Annotated in this window: 24 protein-coding genes and 4 tRNA genes; 21 read left to right on the forward strand and 7 right to left on the reverse strand. The window is 69.7% G+C overall.

Going from position 1 to position 26,991, the window contains the following annotated elements:
• Positions 1 to 6: 6 nt before the first annotated feature.
• The 3 genes from ACYUD3_RS31290 to htpX all read left to right on the forward strand — a co-directional run bounded on the left by ACYUD3_RS31290 (position 7) and on the right by htpX (position 4,099).
• Positions 7 to 1,581, forward strand: a complete 1,575-nt coding sequence (locus ACYUD3_RS31290) for a complex I subunit 4 family protein (protein WP_470977233.1) — start codon at positions 7 to 9, stop codon at positions 1,579 to 1,581.
• Entirely contained in the window at positions 1,578 to 3,083 is a 1,506-nt protein-coding gene (locus ACYUD3_RS31295; protein WP_470977236.1) for an NADH-quinone oxidoreductase subunit N, read from the forward strand. Before ACYUD3_RS31290 ends, ACYUD3_RS31295 begins: the two co-directional genes overlap by 4 nt.
• Positions 3,084 to 3,235: 152 nt before the next feature.
• A complete protein-coding gene (gene htpX / locus ACYUD3_RS31300) occupies positions 3,236 to 4,099 on the forward strand; it encodes a zinc metalloprotease HtpX (protein ID WP_470977239.1) in 864 nt (287 codons plus the stop codon).
• Positions 4,100 to 4,127: 28 nt separating this feature from the next.
• Here htpX and ACYUD3_RS31305 read toward each other — a convergent pair whose 3' ends face one another.
• Both ACYUD3_RS31305 and ACYUD3_RS31310 read right to left on the reverse strand, forming a co-directional pair.
• Entirely contained in the window at positions 4,128 to 4,529 is a 402-nt protein-coding gene (locus ACYUD3_RS31305) for a YccF domain-containing protein (protein WP_470977242.1), read from the reverse strand.
• 136 nt (positions 4,530 to 4,665) lie between these two features.
• Positions 4,666 to 5,154 carry a YajQ family cyclic di-GMP-binding protein gene (locus ACYUD3_RS31310; RefSeq protein WP_470977245.1) on the reverse strand — a complete coding sequence of 163 codons (489 nt, stop codon included), beginning with the start codon at positions 5,152 to 5,154 and terminating at the stop codon, positions 4,666 to 4,668.
• A gap of 171 nt (positions 5,155 to 5,325) precedes the next feature.
• Between ACYUD3_RS31310 and ACYUD3_RS31315 the strand changes: the two genes are divergently transcribed.
• Positions 5,326 to 5,407: transfer RNA gene (locus ACYUD3_RS31315), tRNA-Tyr, on the forward strand.
• Between the two features lie 109 nt (positions 5,408 to 5,516).
• On the opposite strand, the gene ACYUD3_RS31320 is transcribed toward ACYUD3_RS31315, so the two are convergent.
• Complete coding sequence (locus ACYUD3_RS31320; RefSeq protein ID WP_470977248.1) at positions 5,517 to 5,828, reverse strand: hypothetical protein; 312 nt, start codon at positions 5,826 to 5,828, stop codon at positions 5,517 to 5,519.
• Between the two features lie 98 nt (positions 5,829 to 5,926).
• Here ACYUD3_RS31320 and ACYUD3_RS31325 point away from each other — a divergent pair, with 98 nt between their 5' ends.
• On the forward strand, positions 5,927 to 6,139 hold the full coding sequence (locus tag ACYUD3_RS31325) for a hypothetical protein (protein ID WP_470977251.1): 213 nt from the start codon (positions 5,927 to 5,929) through the stop codon (positions 6,137 to 6,139).
• Between the two features lie 142 nt (positions 6,140 to 6,281).
• Here the strand turns inward: ACYUD3_RS31325 and ACYUD3_RS31330 are convergent, their stop codons facing one another.
• Positions 6,282 to 6,938 carry an SDR family oxidoreductase gene (locus ACYUD3_RS31330; protein WP_470977254.1) on the reverse strand — a complete coding sequence of 219 codons (657 nt, stop codon included), beginning with the start codon at positions 6,936 to 6,938 and terminating at the stop codon, positions 6,282 to 6,284.
• Between the two features lie 141 nt (positions 6,939 to 7,079).
• Positions 7,080 to 8,321 carry an amidohydrolase family protein gene (locus ACYUD3_RS31335; protein ID WP_470977257.1) on the reverse strand — a complete coding sequence of 414 codons (1,242 nt, stop codon included), beginning with the start codon at positions 8,319 to 8,321 and terminating at the stop codon, positions 7,080 to 7,082.
• Positions 8,322 to 8,572: 251 nt separating this feature from the next.
• On the opposite strand from ACYUD3_RS31335, the gene ACYUD3_RS31340 reads away from it, so the two are divergent.
• From ACYUD3_RS31340 to ACYUD3_RS31365, 6 genes are all read left to right on the forward strand, one after another.
• Positions 8,573 to 8,645 (forward strand) — tRNA-Thr (locus tag ACYUD3_RS31340).
• A 46-nt stretch (positions 8,646 to 8,691) separates the two neighbouring features.
• Positions 8,692 to 8,764: transfer RNA gene (locus tag ACYUD3_RS31345), tRNA-Met, on the forward strand.
• A gap of 90 nt (positions 8,765 to 8,854) precedes the next feature.
• Positions 8,855 to 9,019, forward strand: coding sequence for a 50S ribosomal protein L33 (gene rpmG, locus ACYUD3_RS31350; RefSeq protein ID WP_003948671.1), 165 nt, complete (start codon positions 8,855 to 8,857; stop codon positions 9,017 to 9,019).
• Between the two features lie 104 nt (positions 9,020 to 9,123).
• Positions 9,124 to 9,597 carry an FAS1-like dehydratase domain-containing protein gene (locus ACYUD3_RS31355; protein ID WP_470977260.1) on the forward strand — a complete coding sequence of 158 codons (474 nt, stop codon included), beginning with the start codon at positions 9,124 to 9,126 and terminating at the stop codon, positions 9,595 to 9,597.
• Positions 9,594 to 10,022: a MaoC family dehydratase gene (locus ACYUD3_RS31360; protein ID WP_470977263.1), complete on the forward strand. Its 429-nt coding sequence runs from the start codon at positions 9,594 to 9,596 to the stop codon at positions 10,020 to 10,022. Before ACYUD3_RS31355 ends, ACYUD3_RS31360 begins: the two co-directional genes overlap by 4 nt.
• A 99-nt stretch (positions 10,023 to 10,121) precedes the next feature.
• A complete protein-coding gene (locus tag ACYUD3_RS31365) occupies positions 10,122 to 11,177 on the forward strand; it encodes a UDP-N-acetylmuramate dehydrogenase (RefSeq protein WP_470977265.1) in 1,056 nt (351 codons plus the stop codon).
• Positions 11,178 to 11,222: 45 nt separating this feature from the next.
• On the opposite strand, the gene ACYUD3_RS31370 is transcribed toward ACYUD3_RS31365, so the two are convergent.
• Together ACYUD3_RS31370 and ACYUD3_RS31375 are read right to left on the reverse strand one after the other, a co-directional pair.
• Positions 11,223 to 12,254, reverse strand: a complete 1,032-nt coding sequence (locus tag ACYUD3_RS31370) for an adenosine deaminase (RefSeq protein WP_470977268.1) — start codon at positions 12,252 to 12,254, stop codon at positions 11,223 to 11,225.
• A 114-nt stretch (positions 12,255 to 12,368) separates the two neighbouring features.
• The gene (locus ACYUD3_RS31375; protein WP_470977271.1) at positions 12,369 to 13,592 is read right to left on the reverse strand and encodes a pyridoxal phosphate-dependent aminotransferase; all 1,224 of its coding nucleotides are present in this window, start codon (positions 13,590 to 13,592) and stop codon (positions 12,369 to 12,371) included.
• Positions 13,593 to 13,830: 238 nt separating this feature from the next.
• Here ACYUD3_RS31375 and ACYUD3_RS31380 point away from each other — a divergent pair.
• From ACYUD3_RS31380 to ACYUD3_RS31425, 10 genes are all read left to right on the forward strand, one after another.
• Positions 13,831 to 13,903 (forward strand) — tRNA-Trp (locus ACYUD3_RS31380).
• A 106-nt stretch (positions 13,904 to 14,009) separates the two neighbouring features.
• Positions 14,010 to 14,294, forward strand: coding sequence for a preprotein translocase subunit SecE (gene secE, locus ACYUD3_RS31385; protein ID WP_470977274.1), 285 nt, complete (start codon positions 14,010 to 14,012; stop codon positions 14,292 to 14,294).
• A gap of 79 nt (positions 14,295 to 14,373) precedes the next feature.
• A complete protein-coding gene (nusG, locus tag ACYUD3_RS31390) occupies positions 14,374 to 15,240 on the forward strand; it encodes a transcription termination/antitermination protein NusG (protein ID WP_470977277.1) in 867 nt (288 codons plus the stop codon).
• Between the two features lie 167 nt (positions 15,241 to 15,407).
• Positions 15,408 to 15,842 (forward strand): 50S ribosomal protein L11, encoded by a 435-nt coding sequence (rplK, locus tag ACYUD3_RS31395; RefSeq protein WP_470977280.1) that lies wholly within the window; start codon positions 15,408 to 15,410, stop codon positions 15,840 to 15,842.
• Positions 15,843 to 15,923: 81 nt separating this feature from the next.
• The gene (rplA, locus tag ACYUD3_RS31400; protein WP_470977283.1) at positions 15,924 to 16,649 is read left to right on the forward strand and encodes a 50S ribosomal protein L1; all 726 of its coding nucleotides are present in this window, start codon (positions 15,924 to 15,926) and stop codon (positions 16,647 to 16,649) included.
• Positions 16,650 to 16,800: 151 nt separating this feature from the next.
• Positions 16,801 to 17,598, forward strand: coding sequence for an SCO4651 family lipoprotein (locus ACYUD3_RS31405; RefSeq protein ID WP_470977286.1), 798 nt, complete (start codon positions 16,801 to 16,803; stop codon positions 17,596 to 17,598).
• A gap of 275 nt (positions 17,599 to 17,873) precedes the next feature.
• Positions 17,874 to 18,404 carry a 50S ribosomal protein L10 gene (gene rplJ, locus ACYUD3_RS31410; protein ID WP_470977289.1) on the forward strand — a complete coding sequence of 177 codons (531 nt, stop codon included), beginning with the start codon at positions 17,874 to 17,876 and terminating at the stop codon, positions 18,402 to 18,404.
• A gap of 130 nt (positions 18,405 to 18,534) precedes the next feature.
• Entirely contained in the window at positions 18,535 to 18,918 is a 384-nt protein-coding gene (gene rplL / locus ACYUD3_RS31415; protein WP_470977292.1) for a 50S ribosomal protein L7/L12, read from the forward strand.
• Positions 18,919 to 19,491: 573 nt separating this feature from the next.
• Positions 19,492 to 22,977 (forward strand): DNA-directed RNA polymerase subunit beta, encoded by a 3,486-nt coding sequence (gene rpoB / locus ACYUD3_RS31420; protein ID WP_470977295.1) that lies wholly within the window; start codon positions 19,492 to 19,494, stop codon positions 22,975 to 22,977.
• Between the two features lie 95 nt (positions 22,978 to 23,072).
• Positions 23,073 to 26,972, forward strand: coding sequence for a DNA-directed RNA polymerase subunit beta' (locus ACYUD3_RS31425; RefSeq protein ID WP_470977298.1), 3,900 nt, complete (start codon positions 23,073 to 23,075; stop codon positions 26,970 to 26,972).
• Positions 26,973 to 26,991 lie beyond the last annotated feature (19 nt).

Here is a 26,991-nt window from a genome sequence, read left to right on the forward strand (position 1 = left end):
GCAGCCGTGATCGATATCAGCGAGTCCGTCATGCGGCTCCTCCTGGCGTTCACCGTCGCCGCCCCCTTCCTCGGCGCCGTCGCCGCCCTGCTGCCCGCCCCGCCCGGACTGAAGGGCACCTCGCCGCAGCAGGCCGTCCTGCGCCACGGCGTGACCGTCACCGCCGCCGTCCTCGCCGCGGCGATCGCCCTCGCGCTGGGCTTCGACCACGGCCACCCGTCGAAGATGCAGGCCAGTACGGACATCAGCTGGATCCCCGCGCTCGACGTACGCGTCCACCTCGGCATCGACGGCATCTCCCTCCCCCTGCTGGTCCTGACCGCGCTGCTGACCTTCCTGTGCGCGCTGTACTCCTACTTCAAGCCCCCCGCCGGCGGCTCCCCCAAGGCCTACGTCGCCCTCCTGCTCCTCCTCGAAGGCGGCACCCTCGCCACCTTCGCCGTCCTCGACCTGATCCTGTTCTTCCTCGCCTTCGAGACCGTCCTGATCCCGATGTACTTCCTCATCGCCCGCTGGGGCGGCGCCGGGCGGACGCGGGCGGCCTGGAAGTTCATCCTGTACACCCTCCTCGGCTCGGTCGTCATGCTGCTGGGCCTGCTCCTGATCGGCGTCAGAGCGGGCACGTTCGACATGGTGGCACTCGCCACTGACAACGGCCGGCCGCTCACCACATCCGTGCAGGTCACCGCCGTTTTGGCGATCGGTCTCGGGCTCGCGGTGAAGACGCCGATGTGGCCGCTGCACAGCTGGCTGCCCGATGCCCACACCGCCGCCCCGACCACCGGCTCGGTCCTCCTCGCCGGCGTCCTGCTGAAGATGGGCACGTACGGCTTCGTCCGCATCCTGCTCCCGGCCGCCCCCGACGGCCTGCGCACCTTCGCGCCCTACCTGGCCGCCTTCGCCGTCGTCGGCATCGTCTACGGCTCCCTCGCCTGCCTCGCCCTCGCCCGCCCCGGCGCGAACGGCGACCTCAAACGCCTGATCGCCTACTCCTCCGTCGGCCACATGGGCTTCGTCCTGCTCGGCATCGCCTCCATGACCCCGACCGGCGTCAACGGCGCCCTGTTCGCCAACATCGCCCACGGCCTCGTCACCGGACTGCTGTTCTTCCTCATCGGCGCCCTCAAGGACCGCACCGGCAGCACCGGTCTCGACACCCTCGCGCGCGCGGGAGGCGCCGCCCTCTACGGCAGGGCGCCCCGCCTGGGCGGCCTCCTGGCGTTCGCCGCCGTCGCCTCCCTGGGGCTGCCCGGACTCGCCGGGTTCTGGGGCGAACTCCTCGCCCTGTTCGGCGCGTTCGACCCCGCCGCGGGCCTCAGCCGCCCCGCCTACCTGACGTTCACCGCGATCGGCGCCTTCGGCACCCTCCTGACGGCCGCCTACCTGCTCACCGTCGTCCGCAGGGTCTGCATGGGCCCCCTGGACGACGACACCCCGCGCCTCACCGACGTGCGCGCGTACGAGTTCGCCGCCTTCACCCCGCTCGTCGTCCTCACCGTCGTCCTCGGCCTGTGGCCCAAGGCCCTCCTCGGCCTCACCGACCCGGCCGTGCAGCAGTTCCTCGCAGGAGGCCACCGATGAGCGCCCCGTCCGTCGTCCAGTCCGTCGACTGGCTGACGATCGCCCCGCCCACCGTCACGGCCGTCGTCGGCCTCGCCGTCCTGGTCGCCGACCTGTTCCTCCCGGACGCCAGGAAGCCCCTCCTGGGATGGCTGTCCGCCGCCGGGCTCGCCGCCTCCACGGCCCTGCTGCTGCCCCTCAAGGGCGCCGACCGGGCCACGTTCTGCCTGACCGACGCCCCGCGCGCGTGCAGCTACACGGCCGACCGGTTCACCCTGGTCGTCCAGCTGCTGGTGTTCGGCGGCGCCCTCCTGGTGGCCCTGCTGTCCGTGACCGCCCTCAAGGACGCGCGCAAGGTCCTCCCCGAGGGGGAGTACTGGTTCCTCCTGCTGTCCTCCGCCGCAGGCGCCGCCCTGCTGCCCGCCGCCCGGGACCTCGCCACCCTGGTCGTCGCCCTGGAGGTCGCCTCCCTGCCCGCGTTCGCCCTCGTCGGCCTGCGCCACGGCGACCGCAGGTCCTCCGAAGCGGCCCTGAAGTTCTTCCTGTCGTCCGTCACGGCCACCGCCGTCACCCTCCTGGGCGTCAGCTTCGTGTACGCCACCACAGGCACCCTCCACCTCACCCAGGTGGCCGACCGCATCCAGCACGTCGACGGCCAGTTCCACACCCTCGCGCAGGCCGGCGTCGTCCTCACCCTCGTCGGCTTCGCCTTCAAGACCGCCGCCGTCCCCTTCCACTTCTGGGTCCCCGACACCTACACCGGCGCCCCCCTGCCCGTCGCCGCCTACCTGTCGGTCGTCGGCAAGGCCGTCGGCTTCTCCGGCCTCATCCTCGTCACGGTCGTCGCCTTCCCGTCGTACGCCGACGTCTGGGGCCCCGCGCTCGCCGCGCTGGCCGCGCTCACCATGACCGCCGGCAACGCGGGCGCCCTGCGCCAGAGCGCCACGCGCGCGTACAGCGCCGTCCGCCTGCTCGCCTGGTCCTCCGTCGGCCAGGCCGGCTACCTCCTCGTGCCGATCGCCGCGGCGGCCTACTCCGACGACGCCCAGCACACCGTCGGCTCCACCCTCGCGTACGCCCTCATGTACGCCGCCGTGAACCTGGGGGCGTTCGCCGTGGCCGCCCTGGTGGGCCGGGACAGCGCGCACAACCGGCTCACCGACTACCGCGGCCTGTACGCCCGCAGCCCCCTGGCGGCGCTCCTCCTGGCGTTCTTCCTGCTCTGCCTCGCCGGGCTGCCGCCGGGCGTCATCGGCCTGTTCGCGAAGGTCACCGTCTTCTCCGCCGCCGTCGACGCGGGCCTGGGCTGGCTGGCCGTCGTCATGGCCGTCAACGTGGTGATCGCCCTCTTCTACTACCTGAGGTGGACGGCCCTGCTGTTCCAGACCCCCGACGACGCATCCGCGCGGCAGCCCCTCCCGGCCCCCCTGACGGCCGCGCTCGCCCTCACCGCCGTCCTCGCCGTCGCCCTCTCCGCGGCCCCCCAGCTGATCCTCCGCTTCGCCGGCACCGCCCTGTTCTGAGCCCTCCCCCGGACGGCCGACACCCCGGCCAGGGAACTCACGGGCCTCGCCTGGCGTTGACGGGATCAGGAGGGTCCACTGGGAGGTGACCCAGCGGGACCGCAGATCAGCAAGCAAAGGGTTCCCCTGCCGCACGACTTGGAGGGCGTACCGTGCACCGCCGGCACAACGGGCTCAGGACCGCAGTACTCCTCGGGGGACTGTCCGCACTCATCGTCGTCATCGGCGGCTTCTTCGGCCGCACCGGCCTGGTCATCGCCGTCCTCATCGCCCTGGGCACCAACGCCTACGCGTACTGGAACAGCGACAAGCTCGCTCTACGCGCGATGCGCGCCCGCCCCGTCAGCGAGTTCGAGGCACCCGCCCTGTACCGCATGGTCCGCGAGCTCTCCACCCAGGCCCGCCAGCCCATGCCCCGCCTGTACATCTCCCCGACCGAGGCCCCCAACGCCTTCGCGACCGGCCGCAACCCGCGCAACGCGGCCGTGTGCTGCACGGACGGCATCCTGCGCCTGCTCGACGAACGCGAGCTGCGCGGCGTCATCGGCCATGAGCTGAGCCACGTCTACAACCGCGACATCCTCATCTCGTCCGTCGCCGGCGCCCTCGCCTCGGTGATCGTCTTCCTGGCCAACTTCGCCTGGCTGATCCCCATCGGCCGCTCGGACGACGACGAGGGCCCCGGCATCATCGGCGTCCTGCTGCTGTCCCTGCTCGGCCCGCTCGCCGCCAGCGTCATCCAGCTCGCCATCAGCCGCTCCCGCGAGTACGAGGCGGACGCCTCCGGCGCGCAGCTGACCGGCGACCCCCTCGCCCTGGCGAGCGCCCTGCGCAAGCTGGAGACGGGCACCCAGCAGCTCCCGCTGCCCCCTGAGCCGCGTATCGAGACGGCGAGCCACATGATGATCGCCAACCCGTTCCGGCCCGGCCAGGGCCTCTCCAGGCTGTTCTCCACCCACCCGCCCATGGCGGACCGCATCGCCCGCCTGGAGAAGATGGCCGGCCGCTCGCAGTAAGGATTTTCCCCGGGTCAGGGGGGCCGGCTCAGCGCCCGCCGAACGCCTGGTCCGTCGGGACGACCTCACGCCCCAGCGGCATCAGCGAGACCGGGATCAGCTTCAGGTTGGCCCACCCGAACGGGATCCCGATGATCGACAGGAACAGCGGGATGCTCGTCAGCAGATGCCCGAGCGCCAGCCACCAGCCCGCGAGGACCAGCCAGATCACGTTCCCGACGCACGACGGCGCCCCCGCGTCCGGCCGCTCCACGGTCGTCCGCCCGAACGGCCACAGCACGAACCCGGCGATCCGCAGCGACGCGACGCCGAACGGGATCGTGACGATCAGGATGAAGCAGACCAGCGCGGCCACCAGATAGCCGAGCGCCATCCAGAAGCCGCAGAGGACCAGCCACAGGATGTTCAGCAGAAGGTTGAGCGGCTTCATGATCGGTACCTCTCCCGTCGCCGTGTCGCGGCACTGGCCGCTACCAGCAGTATCGGCCGGTCAGCACGGCGAGGGAGAACGGAAGCGGGCTTTGTAGCGCGATCGGGAACGTTCGGAGACGAACCCGGACGGGCGCCTACCGGTAGTTCACGAACTGGAGCGCGAAGTCGAAGTCCTGGCCCTTCAGGAGGGCGATGACTTCCTGGAGGTCGTCGCGGCTCTTGGAGCTGACGCGCAGTTCCTCGCCCTGGACCTGGGCCTTCACACCCTTGGGGCCCTCGTCCCGGATGATCTTGGCGACCTTCTTCGCGTTCTCCTGGGAGATGCCCTCCTTGATCTCCGCGAAGAGCTTGTACTCCTTGCCGGAGAGCTGCGGCTCACCCGCCTCCAGGGCCTTCAGCGAGATCCCGCGCTTGATCAGCTTCGACTGGAAGACGTCGAGGACGGCGGTCACCCGGTCCTCGGAGTTCGCCTCCAGCAGGATCTTCTCCCCGGACCACGAGATCGAGGCGCCGACGCCCTTGAAGTCGTAGCGCTGCGAGATCTCCTTGGCGGCCTGGTTGAGGGCGTTGTCGACCTCCTGCCGCTCGACCTTCGAGACGATGTCGAAACTGGAGTCGGCCATGTCCTGTGGCTCCTTGTATCGGGGGCGGGTCAAGTGCGTGCAAGCCTAGCCACCTGATCACCGCCGGGCGCAGTTCAATCGGGTGGCGAAGCACCCCATGGCATCGGGTATTGTTTACGTCGTTGCCAGGGAACACCGCCGCAAAGCGGTTCGAATCGGCGACAAACCCCCGGCGGTGTGCCCGAGCGGCCAAAGGGAGCAGACTGTAAATCTGCCGGCTCAGCCTTCCCAGGTTCGAATCCTGGCGCCGCCACACGGGAACGAAGGGCCCGTGGTCCACTGGAGACAGTGGACCACGGGCCCTTCGTCGTACGCGCTCCCGACGGCCGCGCCCATGAGGAAGCTCACACCCCGCCCCGGCCTCAACTCCCGCCCTCCGCAAGGCCGGTGCCGTCGCCCGCGCCTCCGGCCGACTCCCGCGCGGCCTGTCTCACCTCCTCCTCGACCTCCTGCCGGGAGCGCCCCTCCGCCTTGGCGTGTTCCGTGACCGCGGCCTGGGCGTCGCGGGCGAGGTCGCGCCAGGCCCGCCAGGCGGTCTCGTAGGTGTCGGACTGGGTCTCGGACCAGGGGGCCGCGGTGGGGGCGCCGTAGGTGTCGCGCAGGGCCAGGACGCGCGCGTGCGCCTCGTCGGCCGCGCGCTGGCGCTGCGTCAGCTCCTCGAAGGTGTGTGCCACGGGACCGGATGCTAAAGAGCTGATCCCACTTTCCGGTGACGGTTGCCCAGCGCGCCGCCCGCAGGTACCCGCGTGGCCCACTGAGGCACACTGGCCGCATGTCGAGCCGCCGCAGAGTCTGCCCCGAGTGCCGTCGAGAGATCGCCGTCGTCGCCGGACGGTTCGCCCGGCACGACCCGCCTGGCGCCCGCGGGCACGGCGACCTGACCTCCTGCCCCGGCTCCCGCCGCACCGCCCAACTCGGCGCGGCCCAGCCCGCACTGGACGGCTACACGGTCCCGGACTTCCCCGGGCAACTGTCCCTCTTCTGAGCACCGGTCACCCGGGAGGACGCCCCGCCGCAAGCCGCCCCGCACCCCGCCGCCGAAGACGCCCCCGCCGCCGAAGACGCCCCCGTCACCGAAGCACCCTCAGCAACCGCCCCTCACACCCCCCAACGACCCTGACCCGCCCTCAGTTCCCCGCCACCGACTTCACCGCCACCGAGACCGGCACCGAACCCCCCACCAGCTCCAGCGTCAGCCCCGCCGTCGCCGGTGTCTCCAGCAGCTCCGCCAGGACGGCCGCCACGTCGTCGCGCGCGATCATCCCGCGCCCGGTGTGCGCCTCAAGACGCACCAGCCCCGTCCCGGCGTCGTTCGTCAGCCCGCCCGGCCGCAGGACCGTCCAGTCCAGGCCGGCCAGCCCCCGCACGTACGCGTCCGCCGCCCCCTTCGCGCGCTGGTACACGTCGAAGACCTCGTCCCCGGCGTGCCCGGCGTCCGCGCCCAGCGAGGACACGACCAGGAACCGCCGCACCCCCGCGCGCACGGCCGCGTCCGCGAACAGCACCGCCGCGCCCTTGTCCACGGTCTCCTTGCGGTCCGCCCCGCTGCCCGGTCCCGCGCCCGCCGCGAACACGGCCGCGTCGGCGCCCGCCAGCACCCCGGCGACCTCCTCGACGGACGCCGACTCCAGATCCAGTACGACCGGTTCGGCGCCGGCCGACCGCAGGGCCTGCGCCTGCTCGGCCTTGCGGATCACCCCCACGACCTCGTCCCCGCGCGCGGCGAGCAACCGCTCCAGCCGCAACGCGATCTGACCATGACCTCCGGCGATGACAATGCGCATGGTCCCGACCGTACGCCGGAACCGGAACCCGCGCCCCACGACCACCACCGGACCACCCCCGCGCGCACCACAACTCCCCGCCCCGGCGGACCCCTTGGGAAACCCCGAGCCCGCGCGGGCGAGCCTCCATAGGGAAGCCCCTCAGGACACCTCCCCCCGCCCCTGCCGAGGCAGCCCCAGTTCCGCGGCAGCCGCCGAGTTGCAGTACTCCCGCACCGCGCTGGTCCGCGCCACAACGCGCCCCCGGTGCACGACGATCCGGCTGTACGCCAAGGACAGCGCCCCCGAGAGCCGCTCCCCCCGCACGGCCAGCAGCTCCGCGGGGAACCCCGCCTCCACCCGCACCTCGGGCAGCCCGAGCACCGCGCGGGCGGACGCGCTCACCGCGTCGTACGCCTCCTCAGGCCGCAGCCCCTCGCGCGAGGCCAGCAGGTACGCCGCCTCCAACGGGTCCCCGCGCCCCACCGGGTTGGCGACGTCCCGCAGCGCGCCGCTGCCCGCCGCCACCCGCACCCCGGCCGCCCGCAGCAGCCGTACGGGAGCCGTTCCGCGGCCCTCCACGGCCGCGCAGGAGCCCTGGGGGAGGCAGACCACGGCGACGCCCGCCGCGGCCAGCCGGTCGGCCGTACGGGCCGCCGCCGTCTCGGGGAGGGCGCCGCAGGGGCTGAGGGCGACCCCGGGGCGCAGTCCGCCGGCCATCGCGGCGAGGCGGGCGAGGCGGGCCGGGTCGGCGGCGGCGGTGTGCAGGTCGACGGGGCAGCCGTGCTCGGAGGCGACCTCCAGGACGGCCTCCACGTACCCGGTGGGATCGGGGTCCAGGTCGGGGCAGCCGCCCACCACCGAGGCGCCCATCTTCAGCGCGTCCCGCAGCATCGCGAGCCCGTCCGCGCCCGCGACCCCCGTCAGCAGCCGGGGCACCGCCACCGTCGTCAGCTCCGCGAGCCCCCGCAGCGACCGCCGCGCCTGGAGGACGGCGGCCAGCGCGCCGAGCCCCTGGACGTCGCCCACGCGCACGTGCGCGCGCATGGCGGTCGCCCCGTGCCCGAGTTGCAGCAACGCGGCTTCCGTGGCCCGCCGCTGGACGTCCGGCGGGGCGTACGACACCGGTCCCCCCGCGTCCGCCGACAGCGCGGTGTCCGCGTGGGCGTGGGGTTCGGCGGGGGCCGGCAGCAGCAGATAGCCGGTGAGGTCGACCCGTGCCCCGCGCGCGGGAGGCGCCGTCAGGCTCCCCGCCGTACCGACCGCCTCGATCCGGCCGCCCCCCAGCCGTACGTCGACGGTCCGTCCGTCGGTGAGGCGGGCGCCGCACAGGAGGACGCCCGTGGGGTCCTGCTGGCGGGAGGGGCCGGAGGACGGCGGTGGCTGCGGCTGGCTGTCGGGCATCGCGCTCCAGAGGCTCGGGACCGGCCCCCGGACAGGGCCCCAGGGGCGGGGTTACAAGATCACGCAAAGCGGGTCGAGCCTAGGGCGGCGCTGGGGTGCCGGCGGGGAGGAGCGCAATAGTCGTACCGGTGTGCCACCTCCCGCGCGCGGGGCTGGTGAGGCGGCCGGGACGGGCCGAAATCCGGGCCCGCACAAGGCTGGACAACGGATTTGGGTGAACGGCTGCGGACCGTGTAATGTCTTCCTCGCTCGCCCCAATAGCTCAGTCGGTAGAGCGTCTCCATGGTAAGGAGAAGGTCTACGGTTCGATTCCGTATTGGGGCTCTGGTGAGAGAGGCTCCCGTCGCAAGACGGGGGCGGATCTCATCAAAGCGGTGTAGCTCAGTCGGTAGAGCAAGCGGCTCATAATCGCTGTGTCACCGGTTCAAGTCCGGTCACCGCTACTGACAGTAGCCGATTGCAGGGTCGGTCCTTCGATCGGCTACTCTTTCTTGCGTTGAACACATTTACCCGTTCGTCCTAGGAGCACTCACGTGGCTGCCACCGACGTCCGCCCGAAGATCACGCTGGCCTGCGTGGAGTGCAAGGAGCGGAACTACATCACCAAGAAGAACCGGCGTAACAACCCGGACCGTCTTGAGATGAAGAAGCACTGCCCGCGTTGCAATGCGCACACCGCGCACCGCGAAACGCGATAAATCAGGCTCGTACGCCGAGGCCGTCCCCGAGAGATCGGGGGCGGCCTCGCGTCGTTGAGTGACCCTGTACCGGTCGGTAGAGCACAAGCAGGAGGTGCCGAGCCATGGCGCTCGACCAGTCCTTCGTGGGGCGGAGCTATCCGCCCACCGAGCCCTATGAGGTGGGCCGCGAGAAGATCCGCGAGTTCGCGACGGCGGTGGGCGACACCCACCCCGCCTACACGGACCCGGAAGCCGCCAAGGCACTCGGCCACCCCGACGTGATCGCCCCGCCGACCTTCGTGTTCATGGTCACGTACGAGGCGGCCCAACTCGTCGTCCAGGACGAGCGCCTGGGCCTCGACTACAGCCGCGTCGTCCACGGCGACCAGAAGTTCGCCTACGTCCGCCCCGTGCGCGCGGGCGACCGGCTCACCGTCACCTCCACCATCGAGAGCGTCCGCACGATGGCCGGCAACGACATCCTGGACGTCCGCGGCGACGTCTATGACGAGGCCGGCGAGCACGTCGTGACCGCCTGGACCAAGCTGGTCGCGCGCGCCGCCGACGACAAGGACGCACCGGAGGCCGGGGCATGACCGCGAAGCTCGCCTACGCCGACGTCGAGGTCGGCACCGAACTGCCCGCCCGCTCCTTCCCCGTGACCCGCGCCACCCTGGTGCGCTACGCGGGCGCCTCCCTGGACTTCAACCCCATCCACTGGAACGAGAAGTTCGCCAAGGAGGTGGGCCTGCCGGACGTCATCGCGCACGGCATGTTCACCATGGCCCAGGCCGTCCGCGTCGTCACCGACTGGGCCGGCGACCCGGGCGCCCTCGTCGACTACGGCGTCCGCTTCACCCGCCCCGTCGTCGTCCCCAACGACGACGAGGGCGCCGTCATCGAGGTCACCGGCAAGGTCGCCGCCAAGCTCGACGACAACACCGTCCGCGTCGACCTGGTCGTCACCAGCGGCGGACAGAAGGTCCTCGGCGTGCCCCGCGCGGTCGTCCGCCTGGCGTGAGCCACCCGCGAAGTAAGGGGCGTTCTCCATGGAGAGGCGCCCCTTACGCGTGCTCGGGCCGGACCGGCGTTGTCAGTGCCGTCTCGTAGGCTTGGCCGCGTGCTGGAACTCCACAACGCCCCGCTCGCCCCGCTGACCACGTTCCGGCTCGGCGGGCCCGCCGCCCGCCTGGTGACCGCGACGACCGACGCCGAGGTCATCGACACCGTCCGCGCCGCCGACGCCGCCGGAACCCCCCTGCTGATCATCGGCGGCGGCTCCAACCTGGTCATCGCCGACCAGGGCTTCACCGGCACGGCCCTGCGCATCGCCACCACCGGCTTCGAACTGAGCGGTACGGCACTGGAGCTGGCCGCCGGGGAGATCTGGACCGACGCCGTCGCCCGCGCGGTGGAGGCCGGGCTCGCCGGCATCGAGTGCCTGGCCGGCGTCCCCGGCTCGGCGGGCGCCACCCCGATCCAGAACGTCGGCGCGTACGGCCAGGAGGTCTCCGCCACCGTCACCGAGGTCGTCGCCTACGACCGGCGCGCGGGCGAGACCGTCACGCTCTCCAATGCCGAGTGCGCCTTCTCCTACCGGCACAGCCGCTTCAAGGAGGACCCCGCGCGGTACGTCGTCCTGCGCGTGCGCTTCGGCCTGGAGGACGCGGGCGGGCTCTCCGCGCCGGTGCGCTACGCGGAGACCGCGCGGGCGCTCGGCGTCGAGGTCGGCGACCGGGTCCCGCTGGAGCGCGCCCGCGAGACGGTCCTGAAGCTCCGCGCGGGCAAAGGCATGGTCCTGGACCCCGAGGACCACGACACCTGGTCGGCCGGCTCGTTCTTCACCAACCCGATCCTCACCGACGCCGACTTCGCGGCCTTCCACGCGCGCGTGCGCGACCGCCTCGGCGAGGACACCGAACCGCCCGCCTACCCGGCGGGGGAGGGCCGCACGAAGACGTCCGCGGCCTGGCTGATCGACAAGGCCGGCTACACCAAGGGCTACGGCACCGGCCCCGCCCGCCTCTCCACCAAGCACACCCTCGCCCTCACCAACCGCGGCGCCGCGACCACCGAGGACCTCCTCACCCTGGCCCGCGAACTCGTCACCGGCGTCCACGAGGCGTTCGGCGTGACCTTGGTCAACGAACCGGTGATGGTGGGCGTCAGCCTCTAGAAGCGCCGTCAGCCTCTAGAAGCACCGTCAGCCTTTAGAAGACGCCTAGGACGCGAGCCACGCGTCCACCCCCGCCAACAGCTCCCCCTTCACCCCCTCCGGCGCCGCCGACCCCCGGATCGACTGCCGGGCCAGCTCCGCCAACTCCGCGTCGGTGAAGCCGTGATGGGCCCGGGCCAGCTCGTACTGGGCGGCGAGGCGGGAGCCGAACAGGAGGGGGTCGTCGGCGCCCAGGGCCATCGGGACGCCGGCGTCGTACAAAGTGCGCAAGGGTACGTCCTCGGGCTTCTCGTAGACGCCCAGGGCCACGTTCGAGGCCGGGCAGACCTCGCAGGTCACGCCGCGGTCCGCGAGGCGCTTCAGGAGCCGGGGGTCCTCCGCCGCGCGCACGCCGTGGCCGACGCGGGTCGCGTGCAGGTCGTCCAGGCAGTCGCGCACGGACGCCGGGCCGGTCAGCTCGCCGCCGTGCGGGGCCGCGAGCAGCCCGCCCTCGCGCGCGATCGCGAACGCCCGGTCGAAGTCCCGCGCCATGCCCCGCCGTTCGTCGTTGGAGAGCCCGAAGCCCACCACCCCGCGATCGGCGTACCGCACGGCCAGCCGGGCCAGCGTACGGGCGTCCAGCGGGTGTTTCATCCGGTTCGCCGCGACCAGGACGCGCATCCCCAGGCCGGTGTCCCGGGAGGTCGTCTCGACCGCGTCCAGGATGACCTCGAGCGCCGGGATCAGCCCGCCCATCCGGGGCGCGTACGACGTCGGGTCCACCTGGATCTCCAGCCAGCCCGAGCCGTCCTTGAGGTCCTCCTCGGCGGCCTCGCGCACCAGCCGCCGGATGTCGTCGGGCTCGCGCAGGCACGAACGCGCCGCGTCGTACAGCCGCTGGAAGCGGAACCAGCCCCGCTCGTCCGTCGCCCGCAGCCGCGGCGGCTCCCCGCTGGTCAGCGCCTCCGCCAGCACCTCGGGCAGCCGCACGCCGTACTTGTCGGCCAGTTCGAGAACGGTCCCGGGGCGCATCGACCCCGTGAAGTGCAGGTGCAGATGGGCTTTCGGCAGCTGAGAGAGATCACGTACACGCTCCATTGGGCGATATTGCCGTACGAAGGTGAGGAGCAGGTAGCCGGTTCCCTGAACGTGCGGTTGCTCGCACACGCGAACGGGCCGCCTCCCGAAGGAGACGGCCCGCACGTCAGCGCCCTACTTGGCCTCCGCCAGCAGCTTCTGGATCCGCGAGACGCCCTCGACGAGATCCTCGTCACCCAGCGCGTACGAAAGCCGCAGATACCCGGGCGTCCCGAACGCCTCCCCGGGCACCACCGCGACCTCGACCTCCTCCAGGATCAGCTCCGCCAGCTCCACCGAGGAGGCGGGCCGCCTGCCGCGGATCTCCTTGCCGAGCAGCCCCTTCACCGACGGGTACGCGTAGAACGCGCCCTCGGGCACCGGGCAGACGACCCCCTCGATCTCGTTCAGCATCGAGACGATCTTCTTGCGCCGCCGGTCGAAGGCGACCTTCATCTCCTCGACGGCCGACAGATCACCGGAGACGGCGGCCAGCGCGGCGACCTGGGCGACGTTGGAGACGTTCGACGTGGCGTGCGACTGAAGGTTCGTCGCGGCCTTGACGACGTCCTTGGGACCGATCAGCCAGCCCACCCGCCAGCCCGTCATGGCGTACGTCTTCGCCACGCCGTTGACGACGATCGTCTTGTCGGCCAGCTCCGGCACGACCACCGGCAGCGAGGAGAACTCCGCGTCGCCGTAGACCAGGTGCTCGTAGATCTCGTCCGTCAGCACCCACAGGCCGTGCGCCGCGGCCCAGCGGCCGATCTCCTCGACCTGCGCGCGCGTGTAGACCGCGCCGGTCGGGTTGGAGGGCGAGACGAAGAGCAGGACCTTCGTGTTCGCGGTGCGCGCGGCCTCCAGCTGCTCGACGGAGACGCGGTAGCCGGTCGTCTCGTCGGCGACGACGTCCACCGGGACCCCGCCGGCCAGCCGGATCGACTCCGGGTACGTCGTCCAGTAGGGGGCCGGGACGATGACCTCGTCGCCCGGGTCGAGGATCGCGGCGAAGGCCTCGTAGATGGCCTGCTTGCCGCCGTTGGTGACCAGGATCTGCGCGGCCTCGACCTCGTAGCCGGAGTCGCGCAGGGTCTTCGCGGCGATCGCGGCCTTCAGCTCGGGCAGTCCGCCGGCCGGGGTGTAGCGGTGGTTCTTGGGGTCCTGGCAGGCGGCGACGGCGGCGTCGACGATGTAGCCGGGCGTCGGGAAGTCGGGCTCGCCCGCGCCGAAGCCGATCACCGGACGCCCGGCGGCCTTCAGGGCCTTGGCCTTGGCGTCCACGGCGAGGGTCGCGGACTCGGAGATCGCACCGACGCGGGCCGAGACCCGGCGTTCGGCGGGGGAGGTTGCAGCGCTCATACGGCCCATGTTTTCAGACCGGAAACCTCCCGGGCACGCCGGTTTCACGGACTGGGCAGCCGGGCACCCGGCGTGCTCACAACTGGCGGAACATCAGACCGAATCGGCCCACCAGCGCTTTGCGTTCGACGTCGGGCCGAGGAGCACGTACACTCATCCGTCGTTGGCCCTCAGCAGCCGATCCACCGGTAATGCACACCAAGCACTCGGGTGGATACGGTAGGTTGGGGGACACCGAAGGGTCGTAGCTCAATTGGTAGAGCACCGGTCTCCAAAACCGGCGGTTGGGGGTTCAAGTCCCTCCGGCCCTGCTTCACATATCTTGCTCAGGATGTGTGCGCAGGTAGTACTGCAACGCACCGCCGTGCGGCTCAGACCGGGCGCGGCACGGCCACGACCCGGGAACAGGTGAGGACAATGGCGGATGCCGTGGGCTCCATCGACACGCCTGATGCCCAGGATGAAGCTCCTGAGAGCAAGAAGACCCGCAAGGGCGGCAAGCGGGCCAAGAAGGGCCCGCTGAAGCGCCTCGCCACGTTCTACCGCCAGATCGTCGCGGAGCTGCGCAAGGTCGTCTGGCCCACGCGCAATCAGCTCAGCACCTATACGACCGTCGTGATCGTCTTCGTGGTCGTCATGATCGGTCTGGTCACCGCGATCGACTACGGCCTCAACCACGTGGCCAAGTATGTCTTCGGCTGATGCCGTCAGCGAAGGGCGCCGATGACCGGCGCCCCTTTCGCGTGTTCCACCCCTTGTAACCCAGGAAGAAGCAGCCACCGTGTCTGACCAGAACGTGAACGGAGCCGCCGAGGCCCGCGAGTCCGTCGACGACGAGCTGGACATCGTCGAGGCCGCGGACGGCGACCTGGACGAGGTCGAGGCTGCCGACGCCGAAGCGGGCGAGCCCGCCGAGGAGGACGCGGTCCACCTCGAAGAGGACGAGGCCGACGAGGACGAGGACGCCGAAGAGGCCGACGCGGACGAGGAGTCGGGCGGTGACGTCGAGGCCGCCGAGCCGGCCGAGCCCGTCGACCCCGTCGAGGCCCTCCGCGAGGAGCTGCGCACCCTCCCCGGCGAGTGGTACGTCATCCACACCTACGCCGGCTACGAGAACCGCGTGAAGACCAACCTGGAGCAGCGCGCGGTCTCCCTGAACGTCGAGGACTTCATCTTCCAGGCCGAGGTGCCGCAGGAAGAGGTCGCCCAGATCAAGAACGGCGAGCGCAAGACGATCCGGCAGAACAAGCTGCCCGGTTACGTCCTCGTCCGCATGGACCTCACCAACGAGTCCTGGGGTGTCGTACGCAACACCCCCGGGGTCACCGGGTTCGTCGGCAACGCCTATGACCCCTACCCGCTGACGCTGGACGAGATCGTCAAGATGCTCGCTCCCGAGGCGGAGGAGAAGGCGGCCCGTGAGGCGGCCGAGGCCGAGGGCAAGCCGGCGCCGTCGCGCAAGCTCGAGGTGCAGGTGCTGGACTTCGAGGTCGGGGACTCGGTCACCGTCACCGACGGTCCGTTCGCCACCCTCCAGGCGACCATCAACGAGATCAACGCCGACTCGAAGAAGGTCAAGGGCCTTGTCGAGATCTTCGGCCGCGAGACTCCGGTCGAGCTGAGCTTCGACCAGATCCAGAAGAACTAGTTCCTCTGGCAACAGACCTTCCGACCAGGTCAGGCGAGCTGTCACAGCTTGTCTGACCTGCTCGGTTTTTGGCCGCACACCTATACCCGTTATCGTTGTGCGGTATGCCTGCATTCGGAGTACAGCCGGACGCGGGCAGGGACCCGAAGGAAAGGACCCGGAGCGTCATGCCTCCCAAGAAGAAGAAGGTCACGGGGCTCATCAAGCTCCAGATCAACGCCGGTGCGGCGAACCCGGCGCCGCCGGTCGGCCCCGCGCTGGGCCAGCACGGCGTCAACATCATGGAGTTCTGCAAGGCCTACAACGCGGCGACCGAGTCGCAGCGTGGCTGGGTCATCCCGGTGGAGATCACGGTCTACGAGGACCGTTCCTTCACCTTCGTGACCAAGACCCCGCCGGCCGCGAAGATGATCCTCAAGGCCGCTGGTGTCGAGAAGGGCTCCGGCGAGCCGCACAAGACCAAGGTCGCCAAGATCACCCAGGCGCAGGTCCGCGAGATCGCCACGACGAAGCTCCCCGACCTGAACGCGAACGACCTGGACGCCGCGGCGAAGATCATCGCCGGTACCGCGCGCTCCATGGGCGTCGTCGTCGAGGGCTGAGTCCCACCCCCCTTCACCGCAGTCCAGTGGGAGGGCCGGCTCGGCCCCGACCACGACTCCAGAACCACACAGGAGCAGTAAATGAGCAAGCGCAGCAAGGCTCTCCGCGCTGCGGACGCGAAGATCGACCGGGAGAAGCTGTACGCCCCGCTCGAAGCCGTCCGTCTCGCCAAGGAGACCTCCACGAGCAAGTTCGACGGCACCGTCGAGATCGCCTTCCGCCTGGGTGTCGACCCGCGCAAGGCCGATCAGATGGTCCGTGGCACCGTGAACCTGCCGCACGGCACCGGCAAGACCGCCCGGGTCCTGGTCTTCGCGACCGGTGACCGTGCTGCCGCCGCGGAAGCCGCAGGCGCCGACATCGTCGGCTCCGACGAACTGATCGACGAGGTCGCCAAGGGCCGCCTGGACTTCGACGCCGTCGTCGCCACCCCGGACCTCATGGGCAAGGTCGGCCGCCTCGGCCGCGTGCTCGGTCCCCGTGGTCTGATGCCGAACCCGAAGACCGGCACCGTCACCCCGGACGTGGTCAAGGCCGTCACGGACATCAAGGGCGGCAAGATCGAGTTCCGCGTCGACAAGCACTCGAACCTGCACTTCATCATCGGCAAGACGTCCTTCGAGGACGAGAAGCTGGTGGAGAACTACGCCGCGGCGCTGGAAGAGATCACGCGTCTCAAGCCGTCCGCCGCCAAGGGCCGTTACATCAAGAAGGCCGCCATCAGCACCACGATGGGCCCCGGCATCCAGCTCGACCCGAACCGCACCCGCAACCTCCTCGTCGAGGAGGACCCGGCCGCGGTCTGAGCCCCACGGCTCGCCTCGTAGTCGGCGACGGGCCCCGCCCCCTGGAGACCAGGGGGCGGGGCCCGTTCCCTTTTCCGGGCCGGCCGCGCTGTCCGACCGCCGGTGCCCTGGGTTAACGTGCGATCACGGGCGACGCACAGGGGTGGGGCGGATGACGGGCAAGGCGGTGCGCCGGGCGGCGCTCGGCGCGGCTGTGGCGGCCACCCTGGGCGCCTCCGTGGCGTGTACGCCGCCGTCCGGCGGCCCGGGGCCCGACGAGCGCCCGCTGGCCGCCCTGCGCGCCGCCGAGAGCGCGACGCGGGGCGCCGGGTCCGCGCGGGTGGAGTCCAGCACGGTCATGGGCGAGCTGATGTCGATGACCGCGAAGGGCGCGGTCTCCTGGACCGGCGGCCTCACCGGCGCCCTCACCCTCACCTACACGGGCGGCAGCCTCGCCGAGACGATGCGCAGGACCGGCAGCACGTCGATGGAGGCCCGCTACCTCCCCGACGCGTACTACGCCCGCATGGGCGCCGCCTTCGCGAAGGAGACCGGCGGCCGGCGCTGGATCCGCTACGGCTACGCCGACCTGGAGCGGCTCGCCGGCGGCCAGGGCGCCTACATCGAGGACCAGTTGCGCGGCACCTCCCCGAACCGCTCGGTGAAGCTCCTGCTGTCCTCGGGGGACGTGCGCAAGGTGGGCACGGAGACGGTCCGGGGGCGGCGTACGACGCATTACTCGGGGTCCGTCGACGCGGACGCCTCCAGTGTGACCACCGAGACCCTGGACATCTGGGTCGACGAGCGGGGGCTGCTGGCGAAGAAGGTGGAGAAGGGGGGCGCGGGGGACGGGGGGTACAGCCAGACCGCGTACTACGGGGAGTACGGGGTCCGGGTCGCCGCCGAGCCGCCGCCGGCCGGGGAGACGGCGGACTTCTCGGCGCTGGTGGAGCGGCTGAAGGGGTCGTAGCAGCGGATTTGCCCCGGTGGACCCGCCTCACGTACTCTCCTTCTCGAAGCCAAAGACCGCTGGTCGTTGCCGTGTGCCTGTGAGGGTGTGCGGTGGCCGAAGGATTCGCTGCAACAGCGAGCGACCCGCGTAGGTGTGAGTGGAATTGCTCCTGGTCGGAAGCCGGAAACGGGTTCTGGTCGGTCGAGCTGAGCCCCGTGCGCCTGCGCCGGGGCCGTTTCGTTTTTCCCAGCCCCTTCCGAGCGGTCTCATCACCCGGAAGGAGGCCGACGCTCATGGCAAGGCCCGACAAGGCTGCCGCGGTGGCCGAGCTCACGGAGCAGTTCCGTAGCTCGAACGCCGCTGTGCTGACCGAGTACCGGGGTCTCACCGTGGCGCAGCTGAAGACGCTGCGCCGTTCGCTCGGTGAAGACGCCCAGTACGCCGTGGTGAAGAACACGCTGACCAAGATTGCGGCCAACGAGGCCGGGATCTCGACGCTCGACGACCTGTTCAACGGTCCGACGGCGGTCGCCTTCATCACCGGTGACCCGGTGACGTCGGCGAAGGGTCTTCGTGACTTCGCCAAGGACAACCCGAACCTCGTCATCAAGGGCGGTGTCCTTGACGGCAAGGCGCTGTCCGCCGACGAGATCAAGAAGCTTGCGGACCTCGAGTCCCGCGAGGTTCTGCTCTCCAAGCTGGCCGGTGCCATGAAGGGCAAGCAGACGCAGGCTGCGCAGCTCTTCCAGGCGCTGCCGACGAAGCTCGTCCGCACGGTGGACGCGCTGCGCGCCAAGCAGGACGAGCAGGGCGGTGCCGAGTAACTCGGCTCGCGAAATGACCGCCGCCTGAGGCTCACCGCCGCAGCGCAGTGGTCGTAGCGGGCCGAACGTACGCCCGCCATACATGTACATCCGGCACCAGCCGAATTAAGAAGTGGAAGGAGCAGCCATCATGGCTCTCACCAAGGACGAACTGCTCGCCGAGTTCGAGAACATGACCCTCATCCAGCTCGCCGAGTTCGTCTCCGCGTTCGAGGAGAAGTTCGACGTCACCGCCGCTGCCGCCGCCCCGGTCGTCATGGCCGGCGGTGCCGCCGGCGGTGCCGCCGAGGCCGTCGAGGAGCAGGACGAGTTCGACGTCATCCTCACCGGCGCCGGCGAGAAGAAGATCCAGGTCATCAAGGTCGTGCGTGAGCTGACCTCCCTGGGCCTCAAGGAGGCCAAGGACCTGGTCGACGGCGCGCCGAAGGCCGTCGTCGAGAAGGTCAACAAGGAGGCCGCGGAGAAGGCCAAGGAGGCGCTCGAGGGTGCCGGCGCGTCCGTCACGGTCAAGTAAGACCTTCCGCGGGTCTTCTGGGCTTGAGAAACACGGCTCACTAGGGCTGTAACGCGAGCACAGCGAAGAGCGATCATCCATCTGGGTGGTCGCTCTTCGGCGTGTCCGGGGGAGGGGCCACGGTTGCCTTGCCGCCCTGGTCACGGGGGGTATGGTGATCTTCGTCGTGTCGCCGGACACCCCCTGTTCGGGCGGGGGGCTCTTGACGAACAGCACGCAGCGCGCAATTCTCAGGACGCGTCGTCACACCGATCCGAATCCGAGGCATGGATCGGCGGCGAAGAGGGCAGTATCAACGTGCATCGAGGGCAGGCGTGCCAAGGGCGTTGAGGACAACGAGGGCTACAGAAAATCGGGGCTGGACATCAGTGTGCCGAGTGGCTACACTGACCCTTTGCGCTGCCTGTTAGCTGTCTCCTGCCCGTCACCAGGGGCAAGCCCTCACTTGAGCACCGACGCACAGACACTGTCTGACCTGGCCTTTCGGCTGTTTCGGACACGGTCTCTTCGTTCGTCGCGAGAGGGAGGGGCCGGGGAGCGCGTAGTGAGTCCGAGCCCTCGGAAGGACCCCTCTTGGCCGCCTCGCGCACCGCCTCGACCGCGAATACGAACAACGCCGCCAGCACTGCCCCGCTGCGCATCTCCTTTGCAAAGATCAAGGAGCCTCTCGAGGTTCCGAATCTGCTTGCGCTCCAGACCGAGAGCTTCGACTGGCTGCTCGGGAACACCGCCTGGCAGAGTCGGGTCGAGGAGGCTCTGGAGTCCGGTCAGGACGTCCCCACCAAGTCCGGTCTGGAAGAGATCTTCGAGGAGATCTCGCCGATCGAGGACTTCTCCGGGTCGATGTCGCTGACGTTCCGCGACCACCGCTTCGAGCCGCCGAAGAACTCCATCGACGAGTGCAAGGACCGCGACTTCACGTTCGCCGCGCCGCTCTTCGTCACCGCGGAGTTCACCAACAACGAGACCGGTGAGATCAAGTCCCAGACGGTCTTCATGGGCGACTTCCCGCTCATGACCAACAAGGGCACGTTCGTCATCAACGGCACCGAGCGCGTCGTCGTCTCGCAGCTCGTGCGGTCGCCCGGTGTCTACTTCGACTCCTCCATCGACAAGACCTCCGACAAGGACATCTTCTCCGCGAAGATCATCCCGTCCCGGGGTGCCTGGCTGGAGATGGAGATCGACAAGCGCGACATGGTCGGTGTCCGTATCGACCGCAAGCGCAAGCAGTCGGTCACCGTCCTGCTGAAGGCGCTCGGCTGGACCACCGAGCAGATCCTCGAGGAGTTCGGCGAGTACGAGTCCATGCGCGCCACCCTGGAGAAGGACCACACCCAGGGCCAGGACGACGCGCTGCTCGACATCTACCGCAAGCTGCGCCCGGGCGAGCCGCCGACCCGTGAGGCCGCGCAGACGCTGCTTGAGAACCTGTACTTCAACCCCAAGCGCTACGACCTCGCGAAGGTCGGCCGCTACAAGGTCAACAAGAAGCTCGCCGCGGACGCCCCGCTCGACGCCGGTGTGCTGACCGTCGAGGACGTCATCGCGACGATCAAGTACCTGGTCAAGCTGCACGCCGGCGAGACCGAGACGGTCGGCGACAACGGCCAGACGATCGTCGTCGAGACCGACGACATCGACCACTTCGGCAACCGCCGTCTGCGCAGCGTCGGCGAGCTGATCCAGAACCAGGTCCGTACGGGTCTCGCCCGTATGGAGCGCGTCGTGCGTGAGCGCATGACCACCCAGGACGTCGAGGCGATCACGCCGCAGACCCTGATCAACATCCGGCCGGTCGTCGCCTCCATCAAGGAGTTCTTCGGCACCAGCCAGCTGTCGCAGTTCATGGACCAGAACAACCCGCTGTCGGGGCTCACCCACAAGCGCCGTCTGTCGGCGCTCGGCCCGGGTGGTCTCTCCCGTGAGCGGGCCGGCTTCGAGGTCCGTGACGTGCACCCCTCGCACTACGGCCGCATGTGCCCGATCGAGACCCCTGAAGGCCCGAACATCGGTCTGATCGGCTCGCTCGCCTCCTACGGCCGCGTCAACGCGTTCGGTTTCGTCGAGACCCCGTACCGCAAGGTCGTCGAGGGTGTCGTCACCGACGAGGTCGACTACCTGACCGCCGACGAGGAGGACCGCTTCGTCATCGCGCAGGCCAACGCCACGCTCGACGACGACCTGCGCTTCACCGAGAACCGCGTCCTGGTCCGCCGCCGCGGCGGCGAGGTCGACTACGTCCCCGGTGACGACGTCGACTACATGGACGTCTCGCCGCGCCAGATGGTGTCGGTCGCGACCGCCATGATCCCCTTCCTGGAGCACGACGACGCCAACCGTGCCCTCATGGGCGCGAACATGATGCGCCAGGCCGTTCCGCTCATCAAGAGCGAGGCCCCGCTCGTCGGCACCGGCATGGAGTACCGCTCCGCCGTCGACGCCGGTGACGTGGTCAAGGCCGAGAAGGCGGGTGTCGTCCAGGAGGTCTCCGCGGACTACATCACCACCGCCAACGACGACGGCACGTACATCACGTACCGCCTGCACAAGTTCGCCCGCTCCAACCAGGGCACCTCGGTCAACCAGAAGGTCATCGTCGACGAGGGCGACCGGATCATCACCGGCCAGGTCCTGGCCGACGGTCCGGCCACCGAGAACGGCGAGATGGCGCTCGGCAAGAACCTGCTGGTCGCGTTCATGCCGTGGGAGGGCCACAACTACGAGGACGCGATCATCCTGTCGCAGCGCCTCGTCCAGGACGACGTCCTCTCCTCGATCCACATCGAGGAGCACGAGGTCGACGCCCGTGACACCAAGCTGGGCCCCGAGGAGATCACCCGGGACATCCCGAACGTCTCCGAGGAGGTCCTCGCCGACCTCGACGAGCGCGGCATCATCCGCATCGGTGCCGAGGTCGTCGCCGGTGACATCCTCGTCGGCAAGGTCACCCCGAAGGGTGAGACCGAGCTGACGCCCGAGGAGCGGCTGCTGCGCGCGATCTTCGGCGAGAAGGCCCGTGAGGTCCGTGACACCTCGCTGAAGGTGCCGCACGGCGAGATCGGCAAGGTCATCGGCGTCCGCGTCTTCGACCGCGAGGAGGGCGACGAGCTGCCGCCCGGCGTCAACCAGCTGGTCCGCGTCTACGTCGCCCAGAAGCGCAAGATCACCGACGGTGACAAGCTCGCCGGCCGGCACGGCAACAAGGGCGTCATCTCCAAGATCCTGCCGATCGAGGACATGCCGTTCCTGGAGGACGGCACCCCGGTCGACATCATCCTCAACCCCCTCGGTGTGCCGTCCCGGATGAACCCGGGACAGGTCCTGGAGATCCACCTGGGCTGGCTCGCCAGCCGCGGCTGGGACGTCTCCGGGCTCGGCGAGGACTGGGCCCAGCGCCTCCAGGTCATCGGCGCCGACCAGGTCGCCCCGCGCACCAACGTCGCGACCCCGGTCTTCGACGGTGCCCGCGAGGACGAGCTGGCGGGTCTGCTCCAGCACACCATCCCCAACCGCGACGGCGACCGCCTGGTGCAGCCGACCGGCAAGGCGCGGATGTTCGACGGCCGCAGCGGTGAGCCGTTCCCGGACCCGATCTCCATCGGCTACATGTACATCCTGAAGCTGCACCACCTGGTCGACGACAAGCTGCACGCCCGCTCGACCGGCCCGTACTCCATGATCACCCAGCAGCCCCTGGGTGGTAAGGCGCAGTTCGGCGGCCAGCGCTTCGGCGAGATGGAGGTGTGGGCCCTCGAGGCCTACGGCGCCGCGTACGCCCTCCAGGAGCTGCTGACCATCAAGTCCGACGACGTCACCGGCCGCGTGAAGGTCTACGAGGCCATCGTCAAGGGCGAGAACATCCCCGAGCCCGGCATCCCCGAGTCCTTCAAGGTCCTCATCAAGGAGATGCAGTCGCTCTGCCTGAACGTGGAGGTGCTGTCCAGCGACGGTATGTCCATCGAGATGCGTGACACCGACGAGGACGTCTTCCGCGCTGCGGAGGAGCTCGGCATCGACCTGTCCCGGCGTGAGCCGAGCAGCGTCGAAGAGGTCTGACGGGAGCTTCGGCCGGGCTTCGTGAGAAGCCCGGCCGGCCCCAGGACCCCCGTTTCAGACCACAGACTTACAACCCTGAGAGGGATTGACGCATAGTGCTCGACGTCAACTTCTTCGACGAGCTCCGGATCGGCCTGGCCACCGCTGACGACATCCGTCAGTGGAGCCACGGCGAGGTCAAGAAGCCCGAGACGATCAACTACCGCACCCTCAAGCCGGAAAAGGACGGGCTCTTCTGCGAGAAGATCTTCGGCCCCACCCGGGACTGGGAGTGCTACTGCGGCAAGTACAAGCGCGTCCGCTTCAAGGGCATCATCTGCGAGCGCTGCGGCGTCGAGGTCACCCGTGCCAAGGTGCGCCGTGAGCGGATGGGCCACATCGAGCTCGCCGCGCCCGTCACGCACATCTGGTACTTCAAGGGCGTCCCGTCGCGCCTCGGTTACCTCCTCGACCTCGCCCCGAAGGACCTGGAGAAGGTCATCTACTTCGCGGCGTACATGATCACGTACGTCGACGAGGAGCGCCGCACCCGCGACCTGCCCTCGCTGGAGGCGCATGTCTCCGTCGAGCGCCAGCAGGTCGAGAACCGCCGCGACGCCGACCTGGAGGCCCGCGCCAAGAAGCTGGAAGGCGACCTGGCCGAGCTGGAGGCCGAGGGCGCCAAGTCCGACGTGCGCCGCAAGGTCCGCGAGGGCGCCGAGCGGGAGATGAAGCAGCTGCGCGACCGTTCGCAGCGCGAGATCGACCGGCTCGACGAGGTGTGGACCCGCTTCAAGAACCTCAAGGTCCAGGACCTGGAGGGCGACGAGCTGCTCTACCGCGAGCTGCGCGACCGCTTCGGGACCTACTTCGACGGCTCGATGGGCGCCGCCGCGTTGCAGAAGCGGCTGGAGTCCTTCGACCTCGACGAGGAGGCCGAGCGCCTCCGCGAGATCATCCGCACCGGCAAGGGCCAGAAGAAGACCCGCGCGCTCAAGCGCCTCAAGGTCGTCTCCGCGTTCCTCCAGACCTCCAACAGCCCCAAGGGCATGGTCCTGGACTGCGTCCCGGTCATCCCGCCGGACCTGCGCCCGATGGTCCAGCTCGACGGTGGCCGCTTCGCCACCTCCGACCTGAACGACCTGTACCGCCGCGTCATCAACCGCAACAACCGCCTGAAGCGCCTTCTCGACCTCGGTGCCCCCGAGATCATCGTGAACAACGAGAAGCGCATGCTCCAGGAGGCCGTCGACGCCCTCTTCGACAACGGCCGCCGCGGCCGCCCGGTCACGGGTCCCGGCAACCGTCCGCTGAAGTCGCTGTCCGACATGCTCAAGGGCAAGCAGGGCCGCTTCCGGCAGAACCTGCTCGGCAAGCGGGTCGACTACTCGGCGCGTTCCGTCATCGTCGTCGGCCCGCAGCTCAAGCTGCACCAGTGCGGTCTGCCCAAGGCGATGGCGCTGGAGCTGTTCAAGCCGTTCGTGATGAAGCGCCTGGTCGACCTGAACCACGCGCAGAACATCAAGTCCGCCAAGCGCATGGTGGAGCGCGGCCGCACGGTCGTGTACGACGTCCTCGAAGAGGTCATCGCCGAGCACCCGGTGCTCCTCAACCGCGCGCCCACCCTGCACCGCCTCGGCATCCAGGCCTTCGAGCCGCAGCTCGTCGAGGGCAAGGCCATCCAGATCCACCCGCTCGTGTGCACCGCGTTCAACGCGGACTTCGACGGTGACCAGATGGCCGTCCACCTCCCGCTGTCCGCGGAGGCGCAGGCCGAGGCCCGCATCCTGATGCTGTCCTCGAACAACATCCTCAAGCCCGCCGACGGCCGTCCGGTGACGATGCCGACCCAGGACATGGTCCTCGGTCTGTTCTTCCTCACCACCGACGGCGAGCTGCGCGACACCAAGGGCGAGGGCCGGTCCTTCGGCTCCACGGCCGAGGCGATCATGGCGTTCGACGCCGGCGAGCTGGCGCTCCAGTCGCCGGTCGACATCCGCTTCCCGGTGGGCACCATCCCGCCGCGCGGCTGGACCCCGCCGGCCCGCGAGGAGGGCGAGCCCGAGTGGCAGCAGGGTGACAGCTTCCGGCTGCGCACCACGCTGGGCCGCGCGCTCTTCAACGAGCTGCTGCCCGAGGACTACCCGTTCGTCGACTACTCGGTGGGCAAGAAGCAGCTCTCCGAGATCGTCAACGACCTCGCCGAGCGCTACCCCAAGGTCATCGTGGCGGCCACGCTCGACAACCTGAAGGCGTCCGGCTTCCACTGGGCGACCCGCTCCGGTGTCACCGTCGCCATCTCCGACGTGGTCGTGCCCGAGGCGAAGAAGGCGATCGTCGCCGGGTACGAGGCCAAGGACGAGAAGGTCCAGAAGCAGTACGAGCGCGGTCTGATCACCAAGGAAGAGCGCACGCAGGAGCTCATCCAGATCTGGACCCAGGCGACCAACGAGGTCGCCGAGGCGATGAACGAGAACTTCCCCAAGACGAACCCCATCTTCATGATGGTTGACTCGGGTGCCCGAGGAAACATGATGCAGATGCGGCAGATCGCCGGTATGCGCGGTCTGGTGTCGAACGCGAAGAACGAGACCATCCCGCGTCCGATCAAGGCCTCCTTCCGTGAGGGCCTGTCCGTGCTGGAGTACTTCATCTCCACGCACGGTGCCCGTAAGGGTCTCGCCGACACCGCCCTGCGGACCGCCGACTCGGGTTACCTCACCCGTCGTCTGGTGGACGTCTCGCAGGACGTCATCATCCGCGAGGAGGACTGCGGCACCGACCGCGGCCTGCGGCTGCGGATCGCCGACCGCGGCGCCGACGGCGTGCTGCGCAAGACGGAGAACGTCGAGACGTCCGTCTACGCCCGCATGCTCGCCGAGGACATCACCGTCGACGGCCGTGTGCTGGCCCCGGCCAACACCGACCTCGGTGACGTCCTCATCGACGAGCTGGTCCGGCACGGCATCGAGGAGGTCAAGACCCGCTCGATCCTGACCTGTGAGTCGCACGTCGGCACCTGCGCGATGTGCTACGGCCGTTCGCTGGCCACCGGCAAGCTGGTCGACATCGGTGAGGCGGTCGGCATCATCGCCGCCCAGTCCATCGGTGAGCCCGGTACCCAGCTGACGATGCGTACCTTCCACACCGGTGGTGTGGCCGGTGACGACATCACCCAGGGTCTGCCGCGTGTCGTCGAGCTCTTCGAGGCCCGTACCCCGAAGGGTGTCGCCCCGATCTCCGAGGCCCAGGGCCGGGTGCGGATCGAGGAGACCGAGAAGACCAAGAAGATCGTCATCACTCCGGACGACGGCAGCGACGAGACGGCGTTCCCGATCTCCAAGCGCGCCCGTCTGCTGGTCAGCGAGGGCGAGGCCGTCGAGGTGGGCCAGAAGCTCACCGTGGGTGCCACCAACCCGCACGACGTGCTGCGCATCCTCGGCCAGCGCGCGGTCCAGGTCCACCTGGTCGGCGAGGTCCAGAAGGTCTACAACTCGCAGGGTGTGTCGATCCACGACAAGCACATCGAGATCATCATCCGGCAGATGCTGCGCCGTGTGACGATCATCGAGTCCGGCGACGCCGAGCTGCTGCCCGGTGAGCTGGTCGAGCGCTCGAAGTTCGAGACCGAGAACCGTCGTGTGGTCCAGGAGGGCGGTCACCCCGCCTCCGGCCGTCCGCAGCTGATGGGTATCACCAAGGCCTCGTTGGCGACCGAGTCGTGGCTGTCGGCGGCGTCCTTCCAGGAGACGACCAGGGTCCTGACGGACGCGGCGATCAACGCCAAGTCCGACTCCCTGATCGGCCTCAAGGAGAACGTCATCATCGGTAAGCTCATCCCGGCCGGTACGGGTCTGTCCCGCTACCGCAACATCCGGGTCGAGCCCACCGAGGAGGCGAAGGCCGCGATGTACTCGGCCGTCGGCTACGACGACATCGACTACTCGCCGTTCGGTACGGGCTCCGGCCAGGCCGTGCCGCTGGAGGACTACGACTACGGTCCGTACAACCAGTAGGCGCTAGCTTGATCACGAG

The sequence above is a fragment of the Streptomyces sp. AMJ-169 genome, from assembly GCF_055597585.1.